27 protein-coding genes are annotated in these 18,658 nt (G+C 50.3%); 19 read left to right on the plus strand and 8 right to left on the minus strand.

Going from position 1 to position 18,658, the window contains the following annotated elements; all coding sequences use genetic code 11:
* Nucleotides 1–40: 40 nt before the first annotated feature.
* Together M3087_RS02510 and M3087_RS02515 are read right to left on the minus strand one after the other, a co-directional pair.
* Nucleotides 41–424, minus strand: a complete 384-nt coding sequence (locus M3087_RS02510) for a hypothetical protein (protein ID WP_249093496.1) — start codon at nt 422–424, stop codon at nt 41–43.
* Nucleotides 425–945: 521 nt separating this feature from the next.
* Entirely contained in the window at nt 946–1,245 is a 300-nt protein-coding gene (locus tag M3087_RS02515; protein ID WP_249093498.1) for a hypothetical protein, read from the minus strand.
* Nucleotides 1,246–1,360: 115 nt separating this feature from the next.
* On the opposite strand from M3087_RS02515, the gene M3087_RS02520 reads away from it, so the two are divergent.
* The 18 genes from M3087_RS02520 to M3087_RS02605 all read left to right on the plus strand — a co-directional run bounded on the left by M3087_RS02520 (nt 1,361) and on the right by M3087_RS02605 (nt 11,944).
* The gene (locus M3087_RS02520) at nt 1,361–1,555 is read left to right on the plus strand and encodes a hypothetical protein (protein WP_249093499.1); all 195 of its coding nucleotides are present in this window, start codon (nt 1,361–1,363) and stop codon (nt 1,553–1,555) included.
* 12 nt (nt 1,556–1,567) lie between these two features.
* Entirely contained in the window at nt 1,568–1,840 is a 273-nt protein-coding gene (locus tag M3087_RS02525) for a hypothetical protein (RefSeq protein WP_249093501.1), read from the plus strand.
* Nucleotides 1,841–1,859: 19 nt separating this feature from the next.
* Complete coding sequence (locus tag M3087_RS02530; protein ID WP_249093503.1) at nt 1,860–2,828, plus strand: recombinase RecT; 969 nt, start codon at nt 1,860–1,862, stop codon at nt 2,826–2,828.
* Nucleotides 2,829–2,861: 33 nt separating this feature from the next.
* On the plus strand, nt 2,862–4,058 hold the full coding sequence (locus M3087_RS02535) for a hypothetical protein (protein WP_249093505.1): 1,197 nt from the start codon (nt 2,862–2,864) through the stop codon (nt 4,056–4,058).
* A gap of 2 nt (nt 4,059–4,060) precedes the next feature.
* Nucleotides 4,061–4,732: a hypothetical protein gene (locus M3087_RS02540; protein WP_249093507.1), complete on the plus strand. Its 672-nt coding sequence runs from the start codon at nt 4,061–4,063 to the stop codon at nt 4,730–4,732.
* A gap of 4 nt (nt 4,733–4,736) precedes the next feature.
* Nucleotides 4,737–5,174 (plus strand): DUF1367 family protein, encoded by a 438-nt coding sequence (locus tag M3087_RS02545; protein WP_249093509.1) that lies wholly within the window; start codon nt 4,737–4,739, stop codon nt 5,172–5,174.
* A gap of 7 nt (nt 5,175–5,181) precedes the next feature.
* Entirely contained in the window at nt 5,182–5,376 is a 195-nt protein-coding gene (locus M3087_RS02550; protein WP_249093511.1) for a hypothetical protein, read from the plus strand.
* Complete coding sequence (locus M3087_RS02555; protein WP_249093513.1) at nt 5,364–6,794, plus strand: DEAD/DEAH box helicase; 1,431 nt, start codon at nt 5,364–5,366, stop codon at nt 6,792–6,794. Before M3087_RS02550 ends, M3087_RS02555 begins: the two co-directional genes overlap by 13 nt.
* 1 nt (nt 6,795) lies before the next feature.
* On the plus strand, nt 6,796–6,978 hold the full coding sequence (locus M3087_RS02560; protein WP_249093515.1) for a hypothetical protein: 183 nt from the start codon (nt 6,796–6,798) through the stop codon (nt 6,976–6,978).
* The gene (locus M3087_RS02565) at nt 6,956–7,228 is read left to right on the plus strand and encodes an HU family DNA-binding protein (RefSeq protein WP_249093516.1); all 273 of its coding nucleotides are present in this window, start codon (nt 6,956–6,958) and stop codon (nt 7,226–7,228) included. Before M3087_RS02560 ends, M3087_RS02565 begins: the two co-directional genes overlap by 23 nt.
* Nucleotides 7,225–7,857: a DUF4494 domain-containing protein gene (locus M3087_RS02570; RefSeq protein ID WP_249093518.1), complete on the plus strand. Its 633-nt coding sequence runs from the start codon at nt 7,225–7,227 to the stop codon at nt 7,855–7,857. The genes M3087_RS02565 and M3087_RS02570 overlap by 4 nt, the downstream gene beginning before the upstream one ends.
* Entirely contained in the window at nt 7,847–8,260 is a 414-nt protein-coding gene (locus M3087_RS02575) for a VRR-NUC domain-containing protein (protein WP_249093629.1), read from the plus strand. Before M3087_RS02570 ends, M3087_RS02575 begins: the two co-directional genes overlap by 11 nt.
* A 2-nt stretch (nt 8,261–8,262) precedes the next feature.
* Nucleotides 8,263–9,063 carry a DUF4373 domain-containing protein gene (locus M3087_RS02580; protein ID WP_249093520.1) on the plus strand — a complete coding sequence of 267 codons (801 nt, stop codon included), beginning with the start codon at nt 8,263–8,265 and terminating at the stop codon, nt 9,061–9,063.
* Nucleotides 9,047–9,712, plus strand: coding sequence for a hypothetical protein (locus M3087_RS02585; protein WP_249093521.1), 666 nt, complete (start codon nt 9,047–9,049; stop codon nt 9,710–9,712). Before M3087_RS02580 ends, M3087_RS02585 begins: the two co-directional genes overlap by 17 nt.
* Nucleotides 9,713–9,793: 81 nt before the next feature.
* Nucleotides 9,794–10,426 carry a hypothetical protein gene (locus tag M3087_RS02590; protein WP_249093523.1) on the plus strand — a complete coding sequence of 211 codons (633 nt, stop codon included), beginning with the start codon at nt 9,794–9,796 and terminating at the stop codon, nt 10,424–10,426.
* 159 nt (nt 10,427–10,585) lie between these two features.
* The gene (locus M3087_RS02595) at nt 10,586–10,783 is read left to right on the plus strand and encodes a hypothetical protein (RefSeq protein ID WP_249093525.1); all 198 of its coding nucleotides are present in this window, start codon (nt 10,586–10,588) and stop codon (nt 10,781–10,783) included.
* Nucleotides 10,780–11,652 carry a phosphoadenosine phosphosulfate reductase family protein gene (locus M3087_RS02600; protein WP_249093527.1) on the plus strand — a complete coding sequence of 291 codons (873 nt, stop codon included), beginning with the start codon at nt 10,780–10,782 and terminating at the stop codon, nt 11,650–11,652. Before M3087_RS02595 ends, M3087_RS02600 begins: the two co-directional genes overlap by 4 nt.
* 76 nt (nt 11,653–11,728) lie before the next feature.
* The gene (locus tag M3087_RS02605; protein WP_249093529.1) at nt 11,729–11,944 is read left to right on the plus strand and encodes a hypothetical protein; all 216 of its coding nucleotides are present in this window, start codon (nt 11,729–11,731) and stop codon (nt 11,942–11,944) included.
* Nucleotides 11,945–12,386: 442 nt separating this feature from the next.
* On the opposite strand, the gene M3087_RS02610 is transcribed toward M3087_RS02605, so the two are convergent.
* The gene (locus tag M3087_RS02610) at nt 12,387–12,587 is read right to left on the minus strand and encodes a hypothetical protein (protein WP_249093531.1); all 201 of its coding nucleotides are present in this window, start codon (nt 12,585–12,587) and stop codon (nt 12,387–12,389) included.
* A gap of 209 nt (nt 12,588–12,796) precedes the next feature.
* On the opposite strand from M3087_RS02610, the gene M3087_RS02615 reads away from it, so the two are divergent.
* Nucleotides 12,797–15,739: a hypothetical protein gene (locus tag M3087_RS02615; RefSeq protein ID WP_249093533.1), complete on the plus strand. Its 2,943-nt coding sequence runs from the start codon at nt 12,797–12,799 to the stop codon at nt 15,737–15,739.
* Between the two features lie 94 nt (nt 15,740–15,833).
* On the opposite strand, the gene M3087_RS02620 is transcribed toward M3087_RS02615, so the two are convergent.
* The 5 genes from M3087_RS02620 to M3087_RS02640 all read right to left on the minus strand — a co-directional run bounded on the left by M3087_RS02620 (nt 15,834) and on the right by M3087_RS02640 (nt 18,613).
* The gene (locus M3087_RS02620; protein ID WP_249093535.1) at nt 15,834–16,364 is read right to left on the minus strand and encodes a hypothetical protein; all 531 of its coding nucleotides are present in this window, start codon (nt 16,362–16,364) and stop codon (nt 15,834–15,836) included.
* A 31-nt stretch (nt 16,365–16,395) separates the two neighbouring features.
* Complete coding sequence (locus tag M3087_RS02625) at nt 16,396–16,908, minus strand: hypothetical protein (RefSeq protein ID WP_249093537.1); 513 nt, start codon at nt 16,906–16,908, stop codon at nt 16,396–16,398.
* Nucleotides 16,909–16,917: 9 nt separating this feature from the next.
* Nucleotides 16,918–17,367, minus strand: a complete 450-nt coding sequence (locus M3087_RS02630; RefSeq protein ID WP_249093539.1) for a hypothetical protein — start codon at nt 17,365–17,367, stop codon at nt 16,918–16,920.
* Between the two features lie 98 nt (nt 17,368–17,465).
* Complete coding sequence (locus M3087_RS02635; RefSeq protein ID WP_249093541.1) at nt 17,466–17,975, minus strand: DUF6808 domain-containing protein; 510 nt, start codon at nt 17,973–17,975, stop codon at nt 17,466–17,468.
* Nucleotides 17,976–18,037: 62 nt separating this feature from the next.
* Nucleotides 18,038–18,613 carry an N-acetylmuramoyl-L-alanine amidase gene (locus tag M3087_RS02640; protein ID WP_249093543.1) on the minus strand — a complete coding sequence of 192 codons (576 nt, stop codon included), beginning with the start codon at nt 18,611–18,613 and terminating at the stop codon, nt 18,038–18,040.
* Nucleotides 18,614–18,658 lie beyond the last annotated feature (45 nt).

The following is an 18,658-nucleotide window of genomic DNA, read 5'->3' on the forward strand; positions in this document are numbered from 1 at the left end:
AGAAATAATATAGAAATCATATTGTCAATCCGTCTCGTTTTCATTTCCTCCCCTCCATCAATACCTGAATCAACCTTTCCTTCTCCGCCAACAACGCCTCAAGTGCCTTCACACGTTCCTGAAGAAGTGCTATCTCACCACCCGCAACCACGTTGCTGTTATTATTGCCGTTTACAGCAATGGAACCATTGCCAGTGGCTGTTGCTGAATTGTTAGTTTTCAGCATCTCTCCTTCACCATTACCGAGCAACCAGTCTCCTGATATTCCTTCGCATTTTGAGTATATTAATTCGGCATCAAATGTATTACGAGCACTCCATGTATTAATGGTCTGAGGTTTAACCCCAATGATAGCCGCGAAACGGGCTTTGTTTCCGTCTGTATAATAATTAATTATACATTCAAGCATGTCTGATTTTTCCATATTGAATAGGTTTAAATTTCGAATTGAGAATAAATTATTCGCATTTTGCTTTTATGATATTCTCATAATGCTTATATTTGCACCATAAAGTTAAACATTAATCATTAAAGACAAGAAGAAAATGCCGAAAAAACAGACGTTTACAAGCGAATTAGAGCAAATGAAAGTCGGGGAAGTAAGGGAATATCCGGCGGCAAGATGCACCTCCGTGCGCTCAATGGCAAGCACGTTGAGTTTCCGCTTCAACCGAAAGTACACCACCGAGAGCGACAAAAAGCGTCGCATTGTTACAGTTACACGTGTACAGTAATAATAAAAATCATGAATTATGGAAAAAATAAGAATCACCCTGAATAATGAACCCTTAAGCGAATGGGGACAGACAGTTTCGATTGAGATTACAAATCTTGACTTGAAGCATGTTTCGAACCTCAACAATCTTCCTGAAATGATAATGGAGCAATACAGGCACGTCAACAAGCTATGCGGCGTGCCTGATGAAGTTACGGAGAGAATGCTGTCTAAGATTCACTGCGAAGCTCAATCACGGTAATGAATTTCTTCAGGACAGATTCAAGCTCCTCGAAGTGCCTTTTGCCGTAGATATTCCCATATCCCTTGCACCATTCGCGCATAGCGCTCACTATTGGTAACAATGGAATTTTGGGGTCAAAGCTATATAGCAGTAGTTCTATATCCAAAGCGAGCTCATCTGCTTCCTTTGATTTGCCGTAGAAATAGCTTTCACTTTCGGTGGTATTGGATATACATTCTTTTACCCTTTCCAACAAGGCTTTTGCTGCATTTTCAAATTTACACATAGTTCTTAATTTTTTGATTAGACACCACAAAGTTAAGAATTCCCCGCGAAGACACGTCTTCCAAGCCCGGGTGAGCTTACCGGGGCGGGAACAAGAAAATTAAAACAAAAAGATTATGGACAAAACATTCTCATTCATTCAACTGATCATCGCCGCCGTGCTGTTCCTCTGCGTTATCGCCAGCGTAATAGGCCACATCGCTATGGGGCACGTCACCTCGTTCCTCGGCTATCTCACGTGCCTGGTGTTCATCGCCCTCTCGTGGGCGTTTCTGCGCATCGCGTTCAAAGAGCTTCGTGAAAACCCCTAAATGTGTCCTGCCATGCTTACTCTCGATTTCTCCGACAAGTCCGTGACCTACGCCACATTCGTCCGCGATGTGGCATCCGAAGTAGTACGCCAACTCAAGGAGCAGCGCGACGAACCTGAAATGGTCAGCCAAAACAAAGCGTATGCAATGTTCGGGCGCAGCAATGTGGACCGCTGGAAAAGACAAGGAAAAGTAAATCCTTTCATCCGACCAGGTAAGATTGAATACTTTGTCACCGAATTGAGAAAAGCGCAACGTACCCAGCAAGATTATTTCGATTTATAACCCTATAAATAACAAGATTATGAACAATCAAGAAACATTAAACCAAGCGCACATCATCGCGTCGCTCAAAGCTACCGAAGTAGTACGAAACGAATACGTGCGCCAGCAGTTCATCAACGTCTACAATGCCATTTGGAAAGAGGGCGGCGAGGGCGCGTATGAGCGTGAAGCAATGTATTTCAACAATCAGCTACGTGAAAAAGACAACCTGCGTAAATGCACGGGAATGTCTGTGTTCCTTGCATTCATCGACCTTGCCGTCCGTGGTCTTTCGCTCGAACCGGGCGCACAGGCGCTCTGCTACCTCCTCCCGCGCAACTACTGCATCGGCAAGAACCAGCAAGGCCAAAACATCTACGAATCCCGTTGCAGCCTCACCATTTCCGGCTACGGTGAGTTGGTGCTCCGTGCCAAGGCAGGGCAGATACTCCATGCCGACAACCCCGTCATCGTCTACGAGGGCGACGGCTTCGAGTTCGGCGAGAAGGACGGACGCAAGTATGTGAACTACTGCTGCCGCATCCCGCGTCAGTCGGACCGCATCATTGCCTGCTTTCTCAAGATCACCCGCCCCGACGGTACGGTAGACTACTCCGTGATGACCGAGCAGGATTGGAAACGGCTCTCCGACTTCTCCGGCAAGGCCAACCGCTACTGGGACAACGATGCGCGCCGATACGTCGAAACCCCTAATCAGCTCTATACCTCCGCAGGTGGCCAGATTGACACCGGCTTCCTCAAGGCCAAGTGCATCAAGCATGCTTTCAAAACGTACCCCAAGATAGCCATCGGCAAAGGCACGCAGCTCGAGAGCGAAGTCCTCGAAGAAAACAACCAGCCCGAAACGTCCTTCGACCCCTACGGCGGCATGTCCGGTGGCAATGCGCCTGTGCCGCAAGAGGAGCAGTCGTTTGCACCGGCTCCCGATGTGTCTGCCGGGGTTACGGTAGACCCTGCGGCTAATGGAAACAACGATGACGTGTTCTGACTATGCAAAACCTAACCTAAAAAAGAAAACAATATGAACAACAACGAATTGGCTATCATCCGGCCCGAAAACATACAAACCATCGTACAGGCTGCCCCCCAGTCCTACAACGACAACAAGACATCCCACGACCGCTGCATCAGCTTCGGCCTCACCATCCTCAACACCGTGCGGACGCAGGGTATGAATGACACCCTCGACCAGCAGGCGGCATCATTCATCGAGAAGGCTCGCCGCACCCTCAAGGCCATGAACGAACGCCGCTCGCCCGTCACCAAGCTGTTTGACGAAGTACGCTCCGCCTTCACCACCCTGGAGAACGAGGTCGACCCCTCCAGGCCCGGCACCGTTGCCTACGACCTCCAGCAGTTCCGCAACCAGTACGCCGCGCAGAAACGCGCCGAGGAGGAACGCCGCCTGCGCGAGGAAATGGCACGCCGTCAGGCGGAGGAAGCCCTGCGCAAGTTCCGCCTGGACGTGGAGGACGACTTCAAGCGCAAGTTCAAGGAAATGGTGAACGACACGATCAACCAGATCAATGACATTGATAACGGCCTGACTCTCGACAACTACGACAGCTCACTGAAGAGATTACACCTGATCAAGGGAACGACCGACAACTGTGTTCCTGCATGGATTGACACGCTCCACACCTCCTGCCGCATACCGTCAGGCATCAAGGTGGCTGACGTCGAAAAGGAGGTGAAGCAGAAGCTCTGCAAACAGCTGACAGACCAGTATCTGGCGGAGGTAGGTAATACGGTGGACTACACCATCGACCGTCTCCCCTCCAAGCGTGCCAACCTCGAAAAGATAGCGCAGGCAAACGCCGAGGAAGCGGCTCGAATGAAAGCCGAAATGGAAGCCCGCCAGCGCGCCGAGGCCGAATGCATGGAGAAGGAACGTGCCGAACGCGAGGCGGAGGAAAAGCGCAAGGCGGAACTGGAACGCAAGACGGCTGAAATGACCTCCCTCTTTAACGGTCAGGCAGCAGCTTCCACCTACCGGCCCAAGGCAAAGGTTTCGAAGAAAATCAATATCCTCAACCCCGAAGGCATCATGCCCGTCATCTCCCTGTGGTGGAGCAAGGAGGGCTGCAACCTGCCTGTTGACGAGCTGGTCAAGATGTTCAAGAAGCAGATCACCTTCTGCGAGAAATTAGCCAACAAGGACGAGATTTTCATTCAGAATGAGAGCATTGAATACGTCGACGAAGTAAAAGCAAAGTAATCATGGCAAACCATAACCCCGATGAATACTACAACCGGACGGAGGTGTCGAACAGCGACCTCACGGCCCTGCGCGACATCCTCCACCCACGTCCGCAGTTCGGCAACCGCGAGGCGGCGTTCCGCTTCGGCACGTTGGTCGATGCGCTCATCACCGAACCGGCACGGGTGGACTACTACCGCTACACCGTCGACGACGTGCAGTACACCGACGACGAGTTCCGGCACGCCCGCGAGATGCAACGTTCTCTCCGCATGGAGGCGCGGCGCGACCCCTTCCTGGCAAACGTGCTCGAACTGGCGGACACGCAACGTTTCATGGTCAACCACGGGCAGCAGTTCACCTACTGCGACTGGCCCTTCCACCTCGATACCCGTTGCAAGTGGGACTGGTACCTGTCCGCATTCGGCTTCGGCGGCGACCTGAAAACTACCTTCGCCCGCTCGCAGGCGGAGTTCGACGAGGCGGTGGACTTCTTCGACTGGGACCGCTCGCGGGCATGGTATATGGACATCGCTCACTCCGACCGTGATTTCATCTACGCCATCAGCAAGAAGAATTGCAAGGTGTTCAAGAAGTTCATCAACCGGGACGATGCCATCTACACACGCGGCCGGGAGAAGTACGAGGAGCTTGCCTTTCAATGGTGGCTCTTAACCCCTCAAACTGCATGAAGCTATGGACATCTATTGCCGCGTAACTCCGTATGGTCTTGTTCCGCTCTACGATAGCGACCAAGATTTGAAACAGCGTTTGCGTGTAGGCTCAACTGTGCGTTGCCGCGTCAGCCTTCCGCGAAACTACGAGTTCCATAAAAAGTTTTTCGCCCTGTTACGACTGACTTTCGACAACCTGCCCCTGCCGCTCGTCGAGCGATGGAACATCCGCAACGAGCAGGACATGCTGCGCCGATTCAAGCGCGACCTCGGTTACTTCACCAGCAACCGGAACGAGTATGGTGAACTCGAAATCGAATACCTCAGCATCTCGTTCGCGGCAATGGACCAGAAGGATTTCGAGGACTTCTACAACGAATGCATCGACCTTGTCCTGCATCGCTACATCAACGGCCTTGACCGTCAGGACCTGCTCGACGAAATAGAACGATTTAAATAAGACTATTATGAAACCGAAAGTAGGACAATATTGCTACATGCCTCGCGGACGGGTGTTCCGCATTTACCGCTACGATTTCGTGTCGGCGACGGCATCCACGCTTGCCGCCGTCCCCGAAGAGCCTGTTTACTACGACCGCGAGGAAGCCCGCCGCCGTGTCTACGAACTTAACGGATGGAGATACAAGCCATGCAAGAACTGAAACATCATCTGCGCGTTGAGCCGTACCCCTACCAGCGCGAAGGCATCCTCTACGGGCTGGACAGGAAACGCCTCATCATCGGCGACGAACCGGGCCTGGGGAAGACCCTCCAGAGCATCGGCATCGTCGATACGGCGGGCGCTTACCCCTGTCTCGTCATCTGCCCCTCGTCGCTGAAGATAAACTGGCAGCGTGAGTTCGAGAAGTTCACCGACAAGTCAGCCCTTGTCCTTGACAATGCCGTGCGCACCACTTGGCCCTACCTGCTCCGCATGGGCATGCACCATGTTGCGATTGTCAACTACGAAAGTCTCCGCAAATACTTTGTGTGGGACATACGGGGCGGCAAGTCGTTCCGGCTGAAAGATGTGGTGTTCTGCCCGCCAATCAAGATGTTCAAGTCCATCATTATCGACGAGTCGCACCGCGTGAAAGACCCGTCGGCACAGCAGACCATCTTCACCAAAGGATTGTCCGTCGGTAAAGAGTGGATTATCCTCTTGTCAGGAACGCCGGTTGTCAACCGTCCCGAAGATTTGGTGTCGCAACTCTCTATCATGGGTCGCTTGCAGGACTTCGGCGGAGCTACACAGTTCAAGGCCGACTACTGCACTGACCCCAAGGACAAGGACGCCGAACCTGCCGTTCCGCTCTCCGTGTTGAGCCGCAGACTATATGATACCTGCATGATCCGCCGCGAAAAGGCAAAGGTGCTGCCACAGCTTCCCGATAAGACACGCGTTGACCTGTATGTGGACATCAGCAACGCGCCGGAGTACAACCTTGCCGCTGCCGACCTCGCCGAATATCTGAAGCAATATACGGAATGCTCCGACTGGGAGATTCGCCGGAAGATGCGCATGGAAGCTTTGGTGAAGTTCATGACATTGCGCTCTTTGGCCACCAAAGGCAAGATTGCACAGGCTGTGGACTTCATAAAGACCTTTTTGGACAGTGGCAAGAAGCTGATTGTATTCTGTTCGCTCCACGACATTGTGGACGAGTTGAAAAAGGCATTTCCAAAATCGGTTACCGTGACAGGTCGGGACAATACGGCAAACAAACAGGCTGCGGTCGATGCTTTCCAGAACAATCCTGCCGTGCAGCTTATTATCTGCTCCATCAAGGCGGCTGGCGTGGGACTGACACTTACGGCTGCTTCCAACGTGGCGTTCGTCGAACTCGCTTGGACGTATGCCGACTGCTGCCAGTGCGAAGACCGTGCCCACCGCATCGGGCAACGTGACAACGTCACGTGCTACTACCTGCTTGGACGTGGCACCATCGACCAGACCATCTACTCGCTCATTCATCAGAAGAAGTCTATCGCCGCAGAGATAATGAGCTCCGACGATGACATTCCCACCGATGAAATGTACTTCGACGAATTGGTTTCATCGTTCCTAAATTCAGACTGATATGGATGTATGCAAGACCGATGTGCGGCGAATCATCCAATACCTCGATGATGCAGCCAAGCTCTACGATACCCAGACGGGGCTGCGCTCCTCATGCCGGGCACAGATGCTGAGAAGATTAAGTAAGAAACTGAATAACAAACTTTCAAAAAATGAAGAAAATGACAAAGCAACAACTCATTGAACAGATTTCGGAACAGACGGGCCTCCGCCGTTCCGAAGCGAAAAAAGCCGTCGAAAGCACGATGCAGATTCTCTCGCAGGCTTTTGCATCCGGTGATAACGTTTACCTCCGTGGCTTCGGCACCTTCGCCGTCCGTTTCGCCAAGGAGAAAAAGGCACGTATCGTTGCCACGGGCGAAACGTGCATCGTTCCTGCCCACCGTACCGTGAGCTTCAAACCGAGTAGTGACCTTAAAAAACTGATGAAATGAAACTATTTGAATGTGGCATCCGCTACGAAAAAACTCTTGAAAATGGGATGCAGAAGAAAGTGACGGAGCTGTATATCGTAGATGCGATCTCTTTTACAGAGGCCGAAAGCCGCATCATAGGTGAAATGTCCGCCTTCATCAGCGGCGAGTTCGCTGTGGTTTCCGAAAAGATTACTAACTATTCCGAACTGGTAGAAACCGTGGGTGGCGACAAGTGGTATAAGGCCAAAGTCAACTTCATGACACTCGACGAAAAGACCGGTAAGGAGAAGAAACAGGCGTTCTATTACCTCATTCAGGCAAACGACATCGACCATGCACGTTCCCGCCTCACGGAATTCATGCACGGCTCGTTGGCCGACTGGGAATGCGAGGCGTTGCAGGAAACCAAAATCATGGATGTGTTCCTCTATGCACCTGACGCTCTCATGGGCAAGGCACAGACTTACGAAGGCAAGGTTCTTCAAGAGGCATCGGAAGCTGTCGCCGCTTCTCCGAGTTGCCAGCGTGCCGCCAAGCGTTTCATAGACAGTATTCCCGACGGGCAGAAGGTCACCATCAGCGTGCCGGGCTGCAAGGATGTGGTGATTGACAAAACGCACGGTCATGAAACGCAGGATGACGCTTGACGAAATGCTGGCCCGCTCCAACGCTGGGGCACGGCGCAAAGCTCCCTCCGACGAGGAGCACCGTATACAGCAAACCTGCGTGCGGTGGTTCAACCTCAAGTATCCTCATCTTCGGGGAAGGCTTTTCGCCGTGCCCAACGGCGGGCGGCGCGATGCCGTGACTGGTGCCAAGCTGAAGGCCGAGGGTGTGGTTCCGGGTGTGTCCGACCTCATCCTCCTCAAAAGCAATCATCATTACGGCGCGCTGCTCATAGAAATGAAAACGGCGCGAGGTCGCCAAAGCGCCAGTCAGCGTTGGTGGCAGTCGGTTATCAGTGAAAACGATGAGTATAAATACGTGGTCTGTCGCTCGCTCGATGATTTCATGCGCGAGGTGACGGCCTTCTTAAATGACTGTGAATGAATATGGCACGTACCGCAAAGCAAGGTTTGGGATATTTCCCTTTCGATATCGACTTTTTTCAGGACTTGCGCATTAGGAAACTAATCAAGTATCAAGGTGGCAAGGCTATTACCGTATATGCTCTCCTGCTATGTCTTATCTATCGTGATGGGTATTACATCAGGTGGGACGAAGAGCTGCCCTTCATAATCTCGGAACAGACTGGGTATGACGAGGCGTATATACGCGAGGTCATCACGTGCTGCCTGAACATCGGGTTGTTCTCTAAGGAACTATACAAGGCCGAAAGCGTGTTGACATCGAAAGGAATACAGGTAAGGTACATGAATATCAACCGTCTTTGCAAGCGTGTGGCTACCGTCACGGTCTATAACCTCATCATGGACAACATGGGTAGTGGACAATCCGGTAAGGACATACCGAAAAAGCGTAACCCCAAACAGGCTACAGCCAATCCCTGTGAACCACCTGCCGGACAATTCCCGGTTTACTCGCTCACGCTTGATGAAGAGATAGCGGCGTTGAAAGCCGAAGCCGCCTGGCTTGACCAGCTTCAGGTGCTCCACCACATGGATGTGGAGGCGTTACGCGCCAAGCTCGATGAGTTCCGGCTTCACTGCGCTTCCGATGGTAGGGAAAGGCACGACAGCCTTACTGATGCCAAACAACATTTCAACAACTGGCTGCGCATAGTGGTCTCAAAACAGAATAACGATGTTAAAAATAGAACCGAATCAAGAAATAGACGTAAAGGAAATCTTCTCGTCCCTGATGAGCAGAAAACGTATGGTAGCTCGTTTTAGGCTTCCTTATACCGCGCGTCAGGTCTACGTCCTCCTGCTTGCCGCCTGTCAATCCGAAGTGGCGTTGCGTCATCGCCAGTTTATGGCTTCTGCTGCTTACTTGAATCATATCGCCGATATTGCCCGGTGGCTCACGTCTGATGATACCACTTTTGGCCTATTCCTCTGCGGCAACCGGGGCAACGGAAAGACTACGCTGGTAAAGGCCATGAAGTCGCTCTACAATTACCTTCACTCCGATGAGGGATACAGCACACGCGAAGACCGCTTTCCTTCCTACGGCTTCGAGATAATTACGGCCAAAGAACTGGTCTTGCTCGCCAAGTCTTACAACAACCGCACCCGTGACAATGCTTCCGATGTCGGGCGTTACAAGCGTCTGCGCGATGTGGAAGTGCTCTGCATAGATGACCTCGGTACAGAGCCGCGCGAAAGCCTCAACTATGGCGAATATGTCAACGCCGCTATGGATATGGTGGGCTACCGCTACGAGGAACAACTCTGCACCATCGCCACCAGCAACCTCGCTCCCGACGAGATACGGACGTATTACGATGAGCGCTTTGCCGACCGCTTCCGAGAAATGATGCGCATCGTCGATTTCGGCAACGAAACGTCTTTCAGAACCATTAGCAGGATTGAGCCATGAACGTAGCGTTGCTTGCCGTAAGATGTATGCAAGAAAGCCTGAACGATAATCAATATCATAAACTTTTGGAATAAGAAAATCATGAAAAAAATTATGTTCTCAGACAAATACGACCTTACGAAAGCTGTGCTTGAAGGTCGCAAGACGCAGACAAGGCGGATAATGAAAGGCAAACCGCTCTTTCCAGCCGATGAAATAGAGAGTGCTGGTATTTTGGGTGATGAAGTGCAAATCATAGCAAACGGAGGGGAAAGTCTTATCACAATGAAACTGCCTTTTCGAGTTTGTGAAGTAGTTGCCGTGGCGCAAAGTTATCGTGATTGTGGCGGAATAAATGAAGAAGGAGTGCCCATGTGGGAGATTATATCCCAAAAAGTAGGAAGCACGAACGCTGGATGGAATAATAAAATGTTTGTTGTTAGTAGTTTAATGCCACACCAAATCCGCATAACCGATGTGCGAGTAGAGCGTCTACAGGACATTTCGAACGAGGATTGTATCAAAGAAGGAGTTGAATTGAATACCCGCCAATATGAATATGATGGAACCAGATACTATTGTGTCCGCGGATTAGGATATTGGCGAGGATTTGGCTGTACAAACTTTCATACTCCCCGTGAAGCCTTTGCCGCCCTCATTGACAAGGTGAGCGGCAAAGGAACATGGGAGCGTAACCCCTACGTGTTCGTCTACGACTTTGAACTTGTAAAATGAATAATGATGAAAATATATATCAGTCTCCCAATCACCGGCCATGACATCGAAGAAGTCGAAGCCAGTTGCATTTACGCCTCCGGAGTAATCCAAGCCAAAGGTCACATCCCAGTGTCACCGTTCGACATATCGCCAGATCCGGATGCACACGCACTTCATATGTTCTCAGACCGTGAAGGAGGCCTGACAGACGAGCAGTTCTGCGACGAAGTCCAGGATTACGTCCGTGAGAACCACTACGACGACCGTCTCGGTGACATCGCACAGGACTGGTGTCTGCCCCTTCACGGATTGGTGAAGAAGATTCTCCAGGAACTATCAATCGCAGACAGGACTGTGGAAGGAGGTGAGAAATGAAAGCAGTAGTAAGTTGGAGCGGTGGCAAGGACAGTCAAGCCAGTCTTATATGGGCTGTTGAAAACTACGGAGTGAAACATGTGGAAGCAGTGTTCTGTGATACAGGTTGGGAACACCCATTGACCTACCAACACGTCCAAGAGGTGGCTGAACAACTTGGAGTGAATTTGACAGTGTTAAAGTCAAAGAAATACACCGACTTTGTCGATATGGCAATTAAGCGTAACAGATTTCCTTCTTCACAGAGTCGGTTCTGTACTCGCGAATTGAAAATAATTCCCATGATTGACTGGATGCTCTTGCAAGATGAGAGTATGATTGTCATTCAAGGAATTAGAGCAAAAGAAAGCCGATCACGGGCTTCAATGGATGCCGAATGTGCCTATTTTAAAGAATACTTCGGAGACACAAGAGGTAAATCGCTTTACCGAAAGAAGGATGTATTGTCTTGGTGTAAGACGCATGATGCTTTGGTACTTCGTCCGATATTTAACTGGGATGCACAACAGGTAATTGATTACATATTGGATCACGGCCAGCAGCCGAATGAACTATACCGGAGAGGTTTTTCCCGTGTAGGATGTTTCCCGTGTATTATGTGTCGCAAGCGTGAAGTACAGCTGATTTCTAAGGACACTTGGGCAGCAAACCGATTGATTGAAGCCGAACAGAGAAGTTATCGTGAAACAAAACGAGGCTCTTCTTTTTTCTCCCCTGGTTATATCCCTAGAAGGTTTTGTACCAATCGAAAATATCCAACGGTGCAAGAAGTGTTTGACTACGTAAATCGTAATGATGCACAGCTTGATATGTTTGAATCGGAGGACGAATATAGCTGTATGTCCCCCTATCACGGTTTATGCGAGTAATAAAATAACAGAGCAATTTAAAAATCATGAAAAAGAATATGCTCATTGAAATAGAAAACCTAAAAATAAAGTGATTATGCAAACTACAGTATTGAAAGAAATCATCGCCTTTCTCTTTGGTCGTAAGTACTACGCCAACATCGTAGGTACGAAAGGCACTGCCGAAATGCAGATTTGCTCGTTCATATTCCGAACTAAGGAAGATGCAGATAAGCACCGGGATAGCCTGATGGGTACATTGTCCTTCCGATATATTGAGACCATCTCGTTTCGCTCACGCAAGGAATACTAATAACAGTTGCAGAGCCGGTCGTTAAAACATAAACCTCCGGCTCTGCCTAAATAGACTATTTTCGCAATATGATATTCTTTAAGCTTATACGCAAATGGCAGTCGCTTCGTTACTACGTGATAGCCGACCCTGCTGACAATTCCCTTACGCTTTCCAAACGTCTATTCCAGCATATCAGGAGCAACGCAGAGGAGGGCAGGGATACCTCCGTGTTCATGTTCCGCATACCGGGAACCGGCACATTCGGATTTATGGCAAATCACGGCATCGCTCAGCCTACCCAGCTTTGCCAAATCCAGTACAACGGCAAGTACCGCTGTATCGGCTTTGAAACACTCTGCCCATCAGTCGGGCGCATCCTCTACGAATACGGACTTTCTGCATTTCACCCGGTCAAGCTATCCGTTTCCATCAAGCGCACGCCACAAGACAAAGTGTATTATCAGATAGACGTTCCAACCATTAAACAACCCCGCTTATGCAAAGCATCCTTGGCAATACGCGCAAAACGGACATAACCTTTCACGCCAATGGGCGCATCGATATTTCCGCCCGTGTCGTCAAGGCTTTGTCTATCCAGGAAGGAGATGTGCTCGACATCATGGCCGATGAGGGGGAATATTACCTCTACGTTCGTTTTCATGCCCCTGTTGTCGGCAGACACGAAGCCACTTGTTTCCCTACCAATCCGCGTAGCAATCACTTTCGGGCTTGGTCATCCCGTCTTTGTCGTTTCATGTTGGAGCAGAGTGGGAGTGTAGCCGATTCCGTACCACTCGGTTTGGGGATGCCCGTCATTTTGCCATGCTTGGGCATAGCCCTACCTATAATATGCAAACACATATTAAAACCATGATACAAGAGATTAAATATAACGGTTTAACAGCCATCCCGTCTGACTACGAATGTGACGACGGGAATCTTTCCCTGTCGTTGGGCATGTTGCCCGAAGACGGCGCACTGCGTCCCGTCCTTCCGCCAAAGACTGTATATCAGTTAGACGACGGAGAAAAAGTGGAGTTTATTCATCAGACCTCGTCTTTTCGTCACTATATCGTAAGCCAAACGGGCCGTATGGACAACGTAATTACTGTTTATGCTGACCAGACCGTCACCTGCCAATATCCCCTCCATTCCGACCTGACACTTGAAATTGAATGGACAGATGTCGATGGCATTCATTTCACCCACGAGACCCTGTTCCTCCCTGCCGGTACTTACAAAACGCAAACTGCCAAAACATATGATGCCATACACAGCGTCACGGTAAGCATTCCTCAAGACGAAATTTTCAAATACAAGGTAGAAAGAGACTTTTATTATGCTGGGAGTGGGGGATATTCCACGCAGCCCATTACCTCACTTCCCTTTCGCTTGGGCTATTTCACCGACGAAGTACCTCAAGCACAGGAAACCTTACACACTTTTCCCGATGGGGTGGAACTGCATGGTTACAATGCCATCGGCAACACGCTTGTTGTCTTGGCTTCAGATGGTATGCACTATTTCCTTTGGCGCAAGGATGCTTATGTTCACCTAGGCACGCAGATGCCGCATCTGCCCCTCACGCTGGGTTTGCAGGGAAATCTGGTAAACAAAACTATGAAGATAGGAATAAAGGGTGACTATTCCGCCGTGAAGAATGTTTCGCAACCTATTGGGACACGATATTATCTCACTGAAGAAGACCGCGCGGCAGTGAACGAATCGCTTCCAGCCTCTGTGAACAAGCTACTGAACGATGAGACAGAACGTAACCACTTTGTTTTTCCCTTTTTTGCGCGCTGGGGATATGAAACGGTATTCGGCGACATGCTCTTCTCGCCGCCTGTGCTGATGATTCCCAACAGCGGGGGAACGGTCAACGTGGAGACACAGCTTGAACAGAGTGCAGATTGCAATTTTTACGTATCTTTCTTCTCCACGGCACTGGACTACCATCTGCCCGACATGGAAACGTGGAAAGCCGAGTTGGACAAGTGGAGAGACGTCATCACGGGCATTAGCTTTTACGTATCCACACCCATTGCTGCCTACGTGTCCGACGGGCAGTATTCCGAAGTGTGGAACGACCAAACGCCTGGCACTGAATCGATGGATCGGCGGGCTTCCGGTTTTGGTATCTTGGGAAACGAATACGAAGACTATTGGATGCAGTCGAGCGAAAAGCAGTCTTACCACATCCATTTACAAACCCCTGTCATCACGAAAAAGGAATATATTGAGAAGTTCTCTTCAGCATCCATATTCTGGAAAGTGGCGACCATCAAGCCCGATGACTTGGAAGCGGATTCCTTGGTAAAGATGGAGCCAAATACGGTGCCCAACCTCGCTACGCAGCCGCATATCGAGACGGAGGCTCTTAACGAACACGATACCCTTATTCCACGTTACTCTTTCATCTATAATTCCCGTCTCAACATTGCACACATAACAAGGCGTTTGCACGCTTTCCCTGCCGAGACACTTGTCACTCGTTGGGATGGACTCCGGAATCAAATTAACTACCGCTATGCGTTCTATGTATATTGCAACGACAGCGGTGGGCAGCAAGTGGTACAATGCGTCGCCGAAGGAACAACACAGGCTACCACGTTTCATTGGCTCTATTACCCTAATCCGTCAGCCTACAAGATGATTATCGAGCAGATTGCCGAGGCTGACGGCACGAAGAAGTACGCCGAAGTTACGTTGAAGGAACACCCCATGTTAAACGGAGCTTATTGGTTCAGCGGTTTTCAAGACCTTATATTTGAAACAGATGTTTCGTTTGTTCCACCTGCGGAACAGCCGTTGGTAGATAACCCCAATAAAATCTATACATCTGAAGTCAATACTCCTTTCTATTTCCCGACGCTTGGCATTAATACCGTAGGCACCGGTCCAATCCTCGGCATCAGTACGGCGGCAAAGGCTCTTTCTCAGGGTCAGTTTGGCCAATTCCCCCTATATGCCTTCTCCACGGACGGTGTTTGGGCATTGGAGGTCTCCTCCACAGGCACATACTCTGCCAAACAGCCCATCACGCGCGATGTCTGCATCAATCCCGATAGCATCACGCAGATTGATAGTGCCGTTCTTTTTGCCACCGACCGGGGCATAATGCTCATCAGCGGTTCGGAAACCGTCTGCCTGTCCGATAGCATCAACAGCCGTGACCTTTTTTCTTTGTCCGATTTGTCCGCCGCTGATAAGCTTGTCAATGTGTTCAATCATTTTTCCAACGAACAGGAGCGCATAACGCTCGAAAATGTTTCACTACTCCCGTTCCGTGAGTTCCTTGCCGGGTGTCGCATGATTTACGACTATACAGGGCAACGTATATTTGTATACAATCCGTCCGTCACTTATGCTTATGTCTATTCCCTGAAGTCTAAGGCATGGGGCATGATACACAGCAAAATCACGGACAATGTAAATGCTTATCCCGATGCGCTCGCTATGGTGTCCGGCAATAAGTTGGCAAACTTCTCCACCTCCGATGCAGAAGGCATAACAGCTCTCATCGTCACACGTCCGTTCAAATTGGGCCAGCCCGATTTGCTCAAGACGATAGACACCATTATCCAACGTGGATATTTCCGGCGCCGCCATGTAGCCCAAGTCCTCTATGGTTCTCGTAACCTCTTTGATTGGCATCTCGTATGGAGCAGTACCGATGAATATCTGCGCGGCTTCCGTGGCACGCCATACAAGTATTTCCGTCTTGCCCTCATATGTCAGCTCGACAAACACGAAAGTCTCTATGGATGCACCGTGCAGTTCACACCACGGCTCACAAATCAGCCAAGGTAAAGCATATTGTTTATAGGCTAGTTTTTTAGGTAAGATTGTTATGGAAAAAGCCGGGATGCGTGATGCACCTCGGCTTTTTCCTGATAGCAACGCCCTAGAACGGCTTCAACTTCCGTCTGATCTTCCCGCTTCTCGACACCAGCGTGGTCTGTATCTTCTTACGTAATGTGGTAAACTTACGTTGCCAGTTTGCTTCGCTCTCCGGGTTGGTGATGCTCATCCAGTCGGCAAGCACCCTGCACACCAGGTATTCATGTATTAGCTGCTCCAGCAACCGCAAGGTGGTCAGCGAAAAGGTTGCAGGCAGCGTCAGCCTGATTTCGTAGGCTTCAGGCTCCTTCAGCACATCGTCCAACGCTTCCTGCCCGTCCGGAATCTCTTCCTTGGTGTAGGGGTAGAGCATCTCCACACATTCCGCATGGACGGTATTCAGCACCCGCGTCACCCGGTTCACATTCCCATCCTGTGCGATGTCAAACACCTGGTGCCGCCTGCACTCGTTGCCCTCCGGAATGATGTCCCCTTCTACATACGAGTAATTGCTCGCATCATAGATTAGCTCTGCACGCTTGAAAGTCAGGACTACTTCCTTATGTTTTGATTCTTTCCCGCAACAGTACGCCATAATCTACCATTATTAATTTATCATTCTTCATTTAAGCGTATGTCGGACGTTCAGGTCGGCTTCGCTTGTACAAAGCCCGTTTCACGGTTTCAAGGCTAGCCGTCGAGTGGTTCAGATAATCAGCTGCGTCATTTTTGTTCGTGATGGTGAACCATTCATACAGGGCCATATCCACCAAGTAGGCATGGATGCCGTTTCCCAGACTGTCAGCGGAGGCATTGTTATAGTTCGAGGGTAGTTTGAACGCCAATACCAGTTGCCCGTCATTGTCAATCTCCGTGGGAATACGGTCGTTTGAGGATGTCTTGTCCTCGTCCAAGTATTCACCGAGCAGGCTTTTCAGGCTGCTGAATGCGTTGGAGAGGCTTCGCCTCAACTGGTAGCTGTTTTCGTTGTCCTCCGAGGCTTGCATGTTTGAGCTGGCCTCATAGGTCATGCCTCCGGCTTCTCGTGCCTGACCGGTCAGGTAGGCTTTGTTCATGATGTCATACATCAGTTCTTTCACCTCTTGGGTGACTGTCAGTGTCTTTTTGTTCTCAGCCATAGTCGTAAATTAGTTATATGTGGGTCTCCGTGGCTTTTTCTTAAAAAAAGCCTTGCGCATGATGTCCTCTAAGTTCGTGGCCGCTCCTGCCGCATAGTCGGTTGCCTCATTTTTATTAGTAAACGTGTACCATTTAGCGGTGATGTTCATCACAAAGAAGCTGAACAGGCTGCGCTCCATGCTTTCCAACAGGCTATCGTCAAACGATGCCGATAATTCCAATGTCAGCGTATAGGTGCCGTCCATTTCTGTTTCATTTTCAAGAAACTTTTTCAGGTTTCCGGCAATGGCATTCTTGCTCTCGTTCCAAAAACGTTCCAGCATCGCCTTGTCTTCATCTGTGGTGAAGATGCGCTCGTAAGCCGTTACGTCATCCATTTTGGCACCGGTGTACGAAGTGGTCTGTGCTACTTCCTCATACACCATGTCTTTGTTCACGCGCAATGTGTATAGTCCCATATTGTCAGGTTTTTGTACAAATGTATAGGAGATTTTTGCTCCCTGTAGTTTATCTTCTTACAAGCGTGGACCGGACAGTTCGTTTCGATATACCGTCTTCACCACTCCCAAATCTTCCACCCCACGCTCAAACCGACAACCGGTTCAAATTGCTTTGTGGAAGGATTCCATCCCACCGACACCCCGGTGCTGAGCACCCACCGTTTCGGTTTCGTTTCTTTGGGCTTTAGGTAGTATCTTTTCGGATATAGACGGATGCTGTCCAGCCGGGTACAGAAGCCCGACACCCAAGCCTCGTAGTCGTCTCCCCGGTAATGCTTCTGCGTGATAGGGACAGACACGGTCATCGAATCATTCGAAATATTTCCCGTGTCAATGTTGCCATTTTTTTGAATATTTTCCATGGAAATGTTGCCCACCACTGGAAGCCTTACCAACTCATACCGCAATACCACGCTGTCGCGCGGCACAATTCGGTTGTGTACGATAGTGTCATACACCGGAATCGTGTCCCACACCGTCTCGTGTCGCTCCGGCATGTTCCCGAACCGTTGCCAGACGAGCGCACCCAGCAACGTGGCGCAAATTATCCAAGGCAATGTTTTCATAACGTTTCATTCGTTTTAACCCAAATCATTAGACTTAAAGCGGTCTAATGACCGATTGGGATTTAAGTCAATTGTAAATAAGAGCATATCCCCTTCACATGCAGCTCCACGACGGAAGCCTTCCCTGCTGCAGACAGCAGCAAGTCCACATCCTCACGGTTGTCCTGAAAGAGGTTCTCCGTCAGCACCGCTGGGCAACGCGTGTGTTGAAGAAGATAAAGGTGCCCCTCCTTGTCAGGGTCGCCGTCGGTGCTGTCCTCGCGCGTCTTGAAGCCCTGAAGGCGGGCCGCGTCGTAGAGGCACGTGGCCAGCTTGTCCGCCTTCGTCCGCCCAGGAGAAGTCCAGCACTCCCAGCCGCGGGCCGACTTCCATTGGTCGCCCATGCCCGCCGCGTTCACGTGGATGGAAACGAGCACGGCCTCCGATGCCTTATATTCGTTCACGCGGCGAACGCGCTCTGAGAGAGGCACGTCCAGCTCTTCCTTCACAATGCGCTCGGACTCGATGCCGCGCTTGCGCAGTTCCGTCTCCAGCCGCTCTGCAATCTCGCGGGCATAGGCATACTCCCTCAGCTGCCCGTCGGGCGACCGCTTGCCCGGGGTGTTCGCCCCGTGGCCGTTGTCTATCAATACTTTCATAGGTCTTTAGAATTTTTTATGGGGGGGGGGAGGAGACAAGTTCAG

Origin of the sequence: Mediterranea sp. ET5, from assembly GCF_023337025.1 — a bacterium.
Taxonomy (GTDB): Bacteria; Bacteroidota; Bacteroidia; order Bacteroidales; family Bacteroidaceae; genus Phocaeicola_A.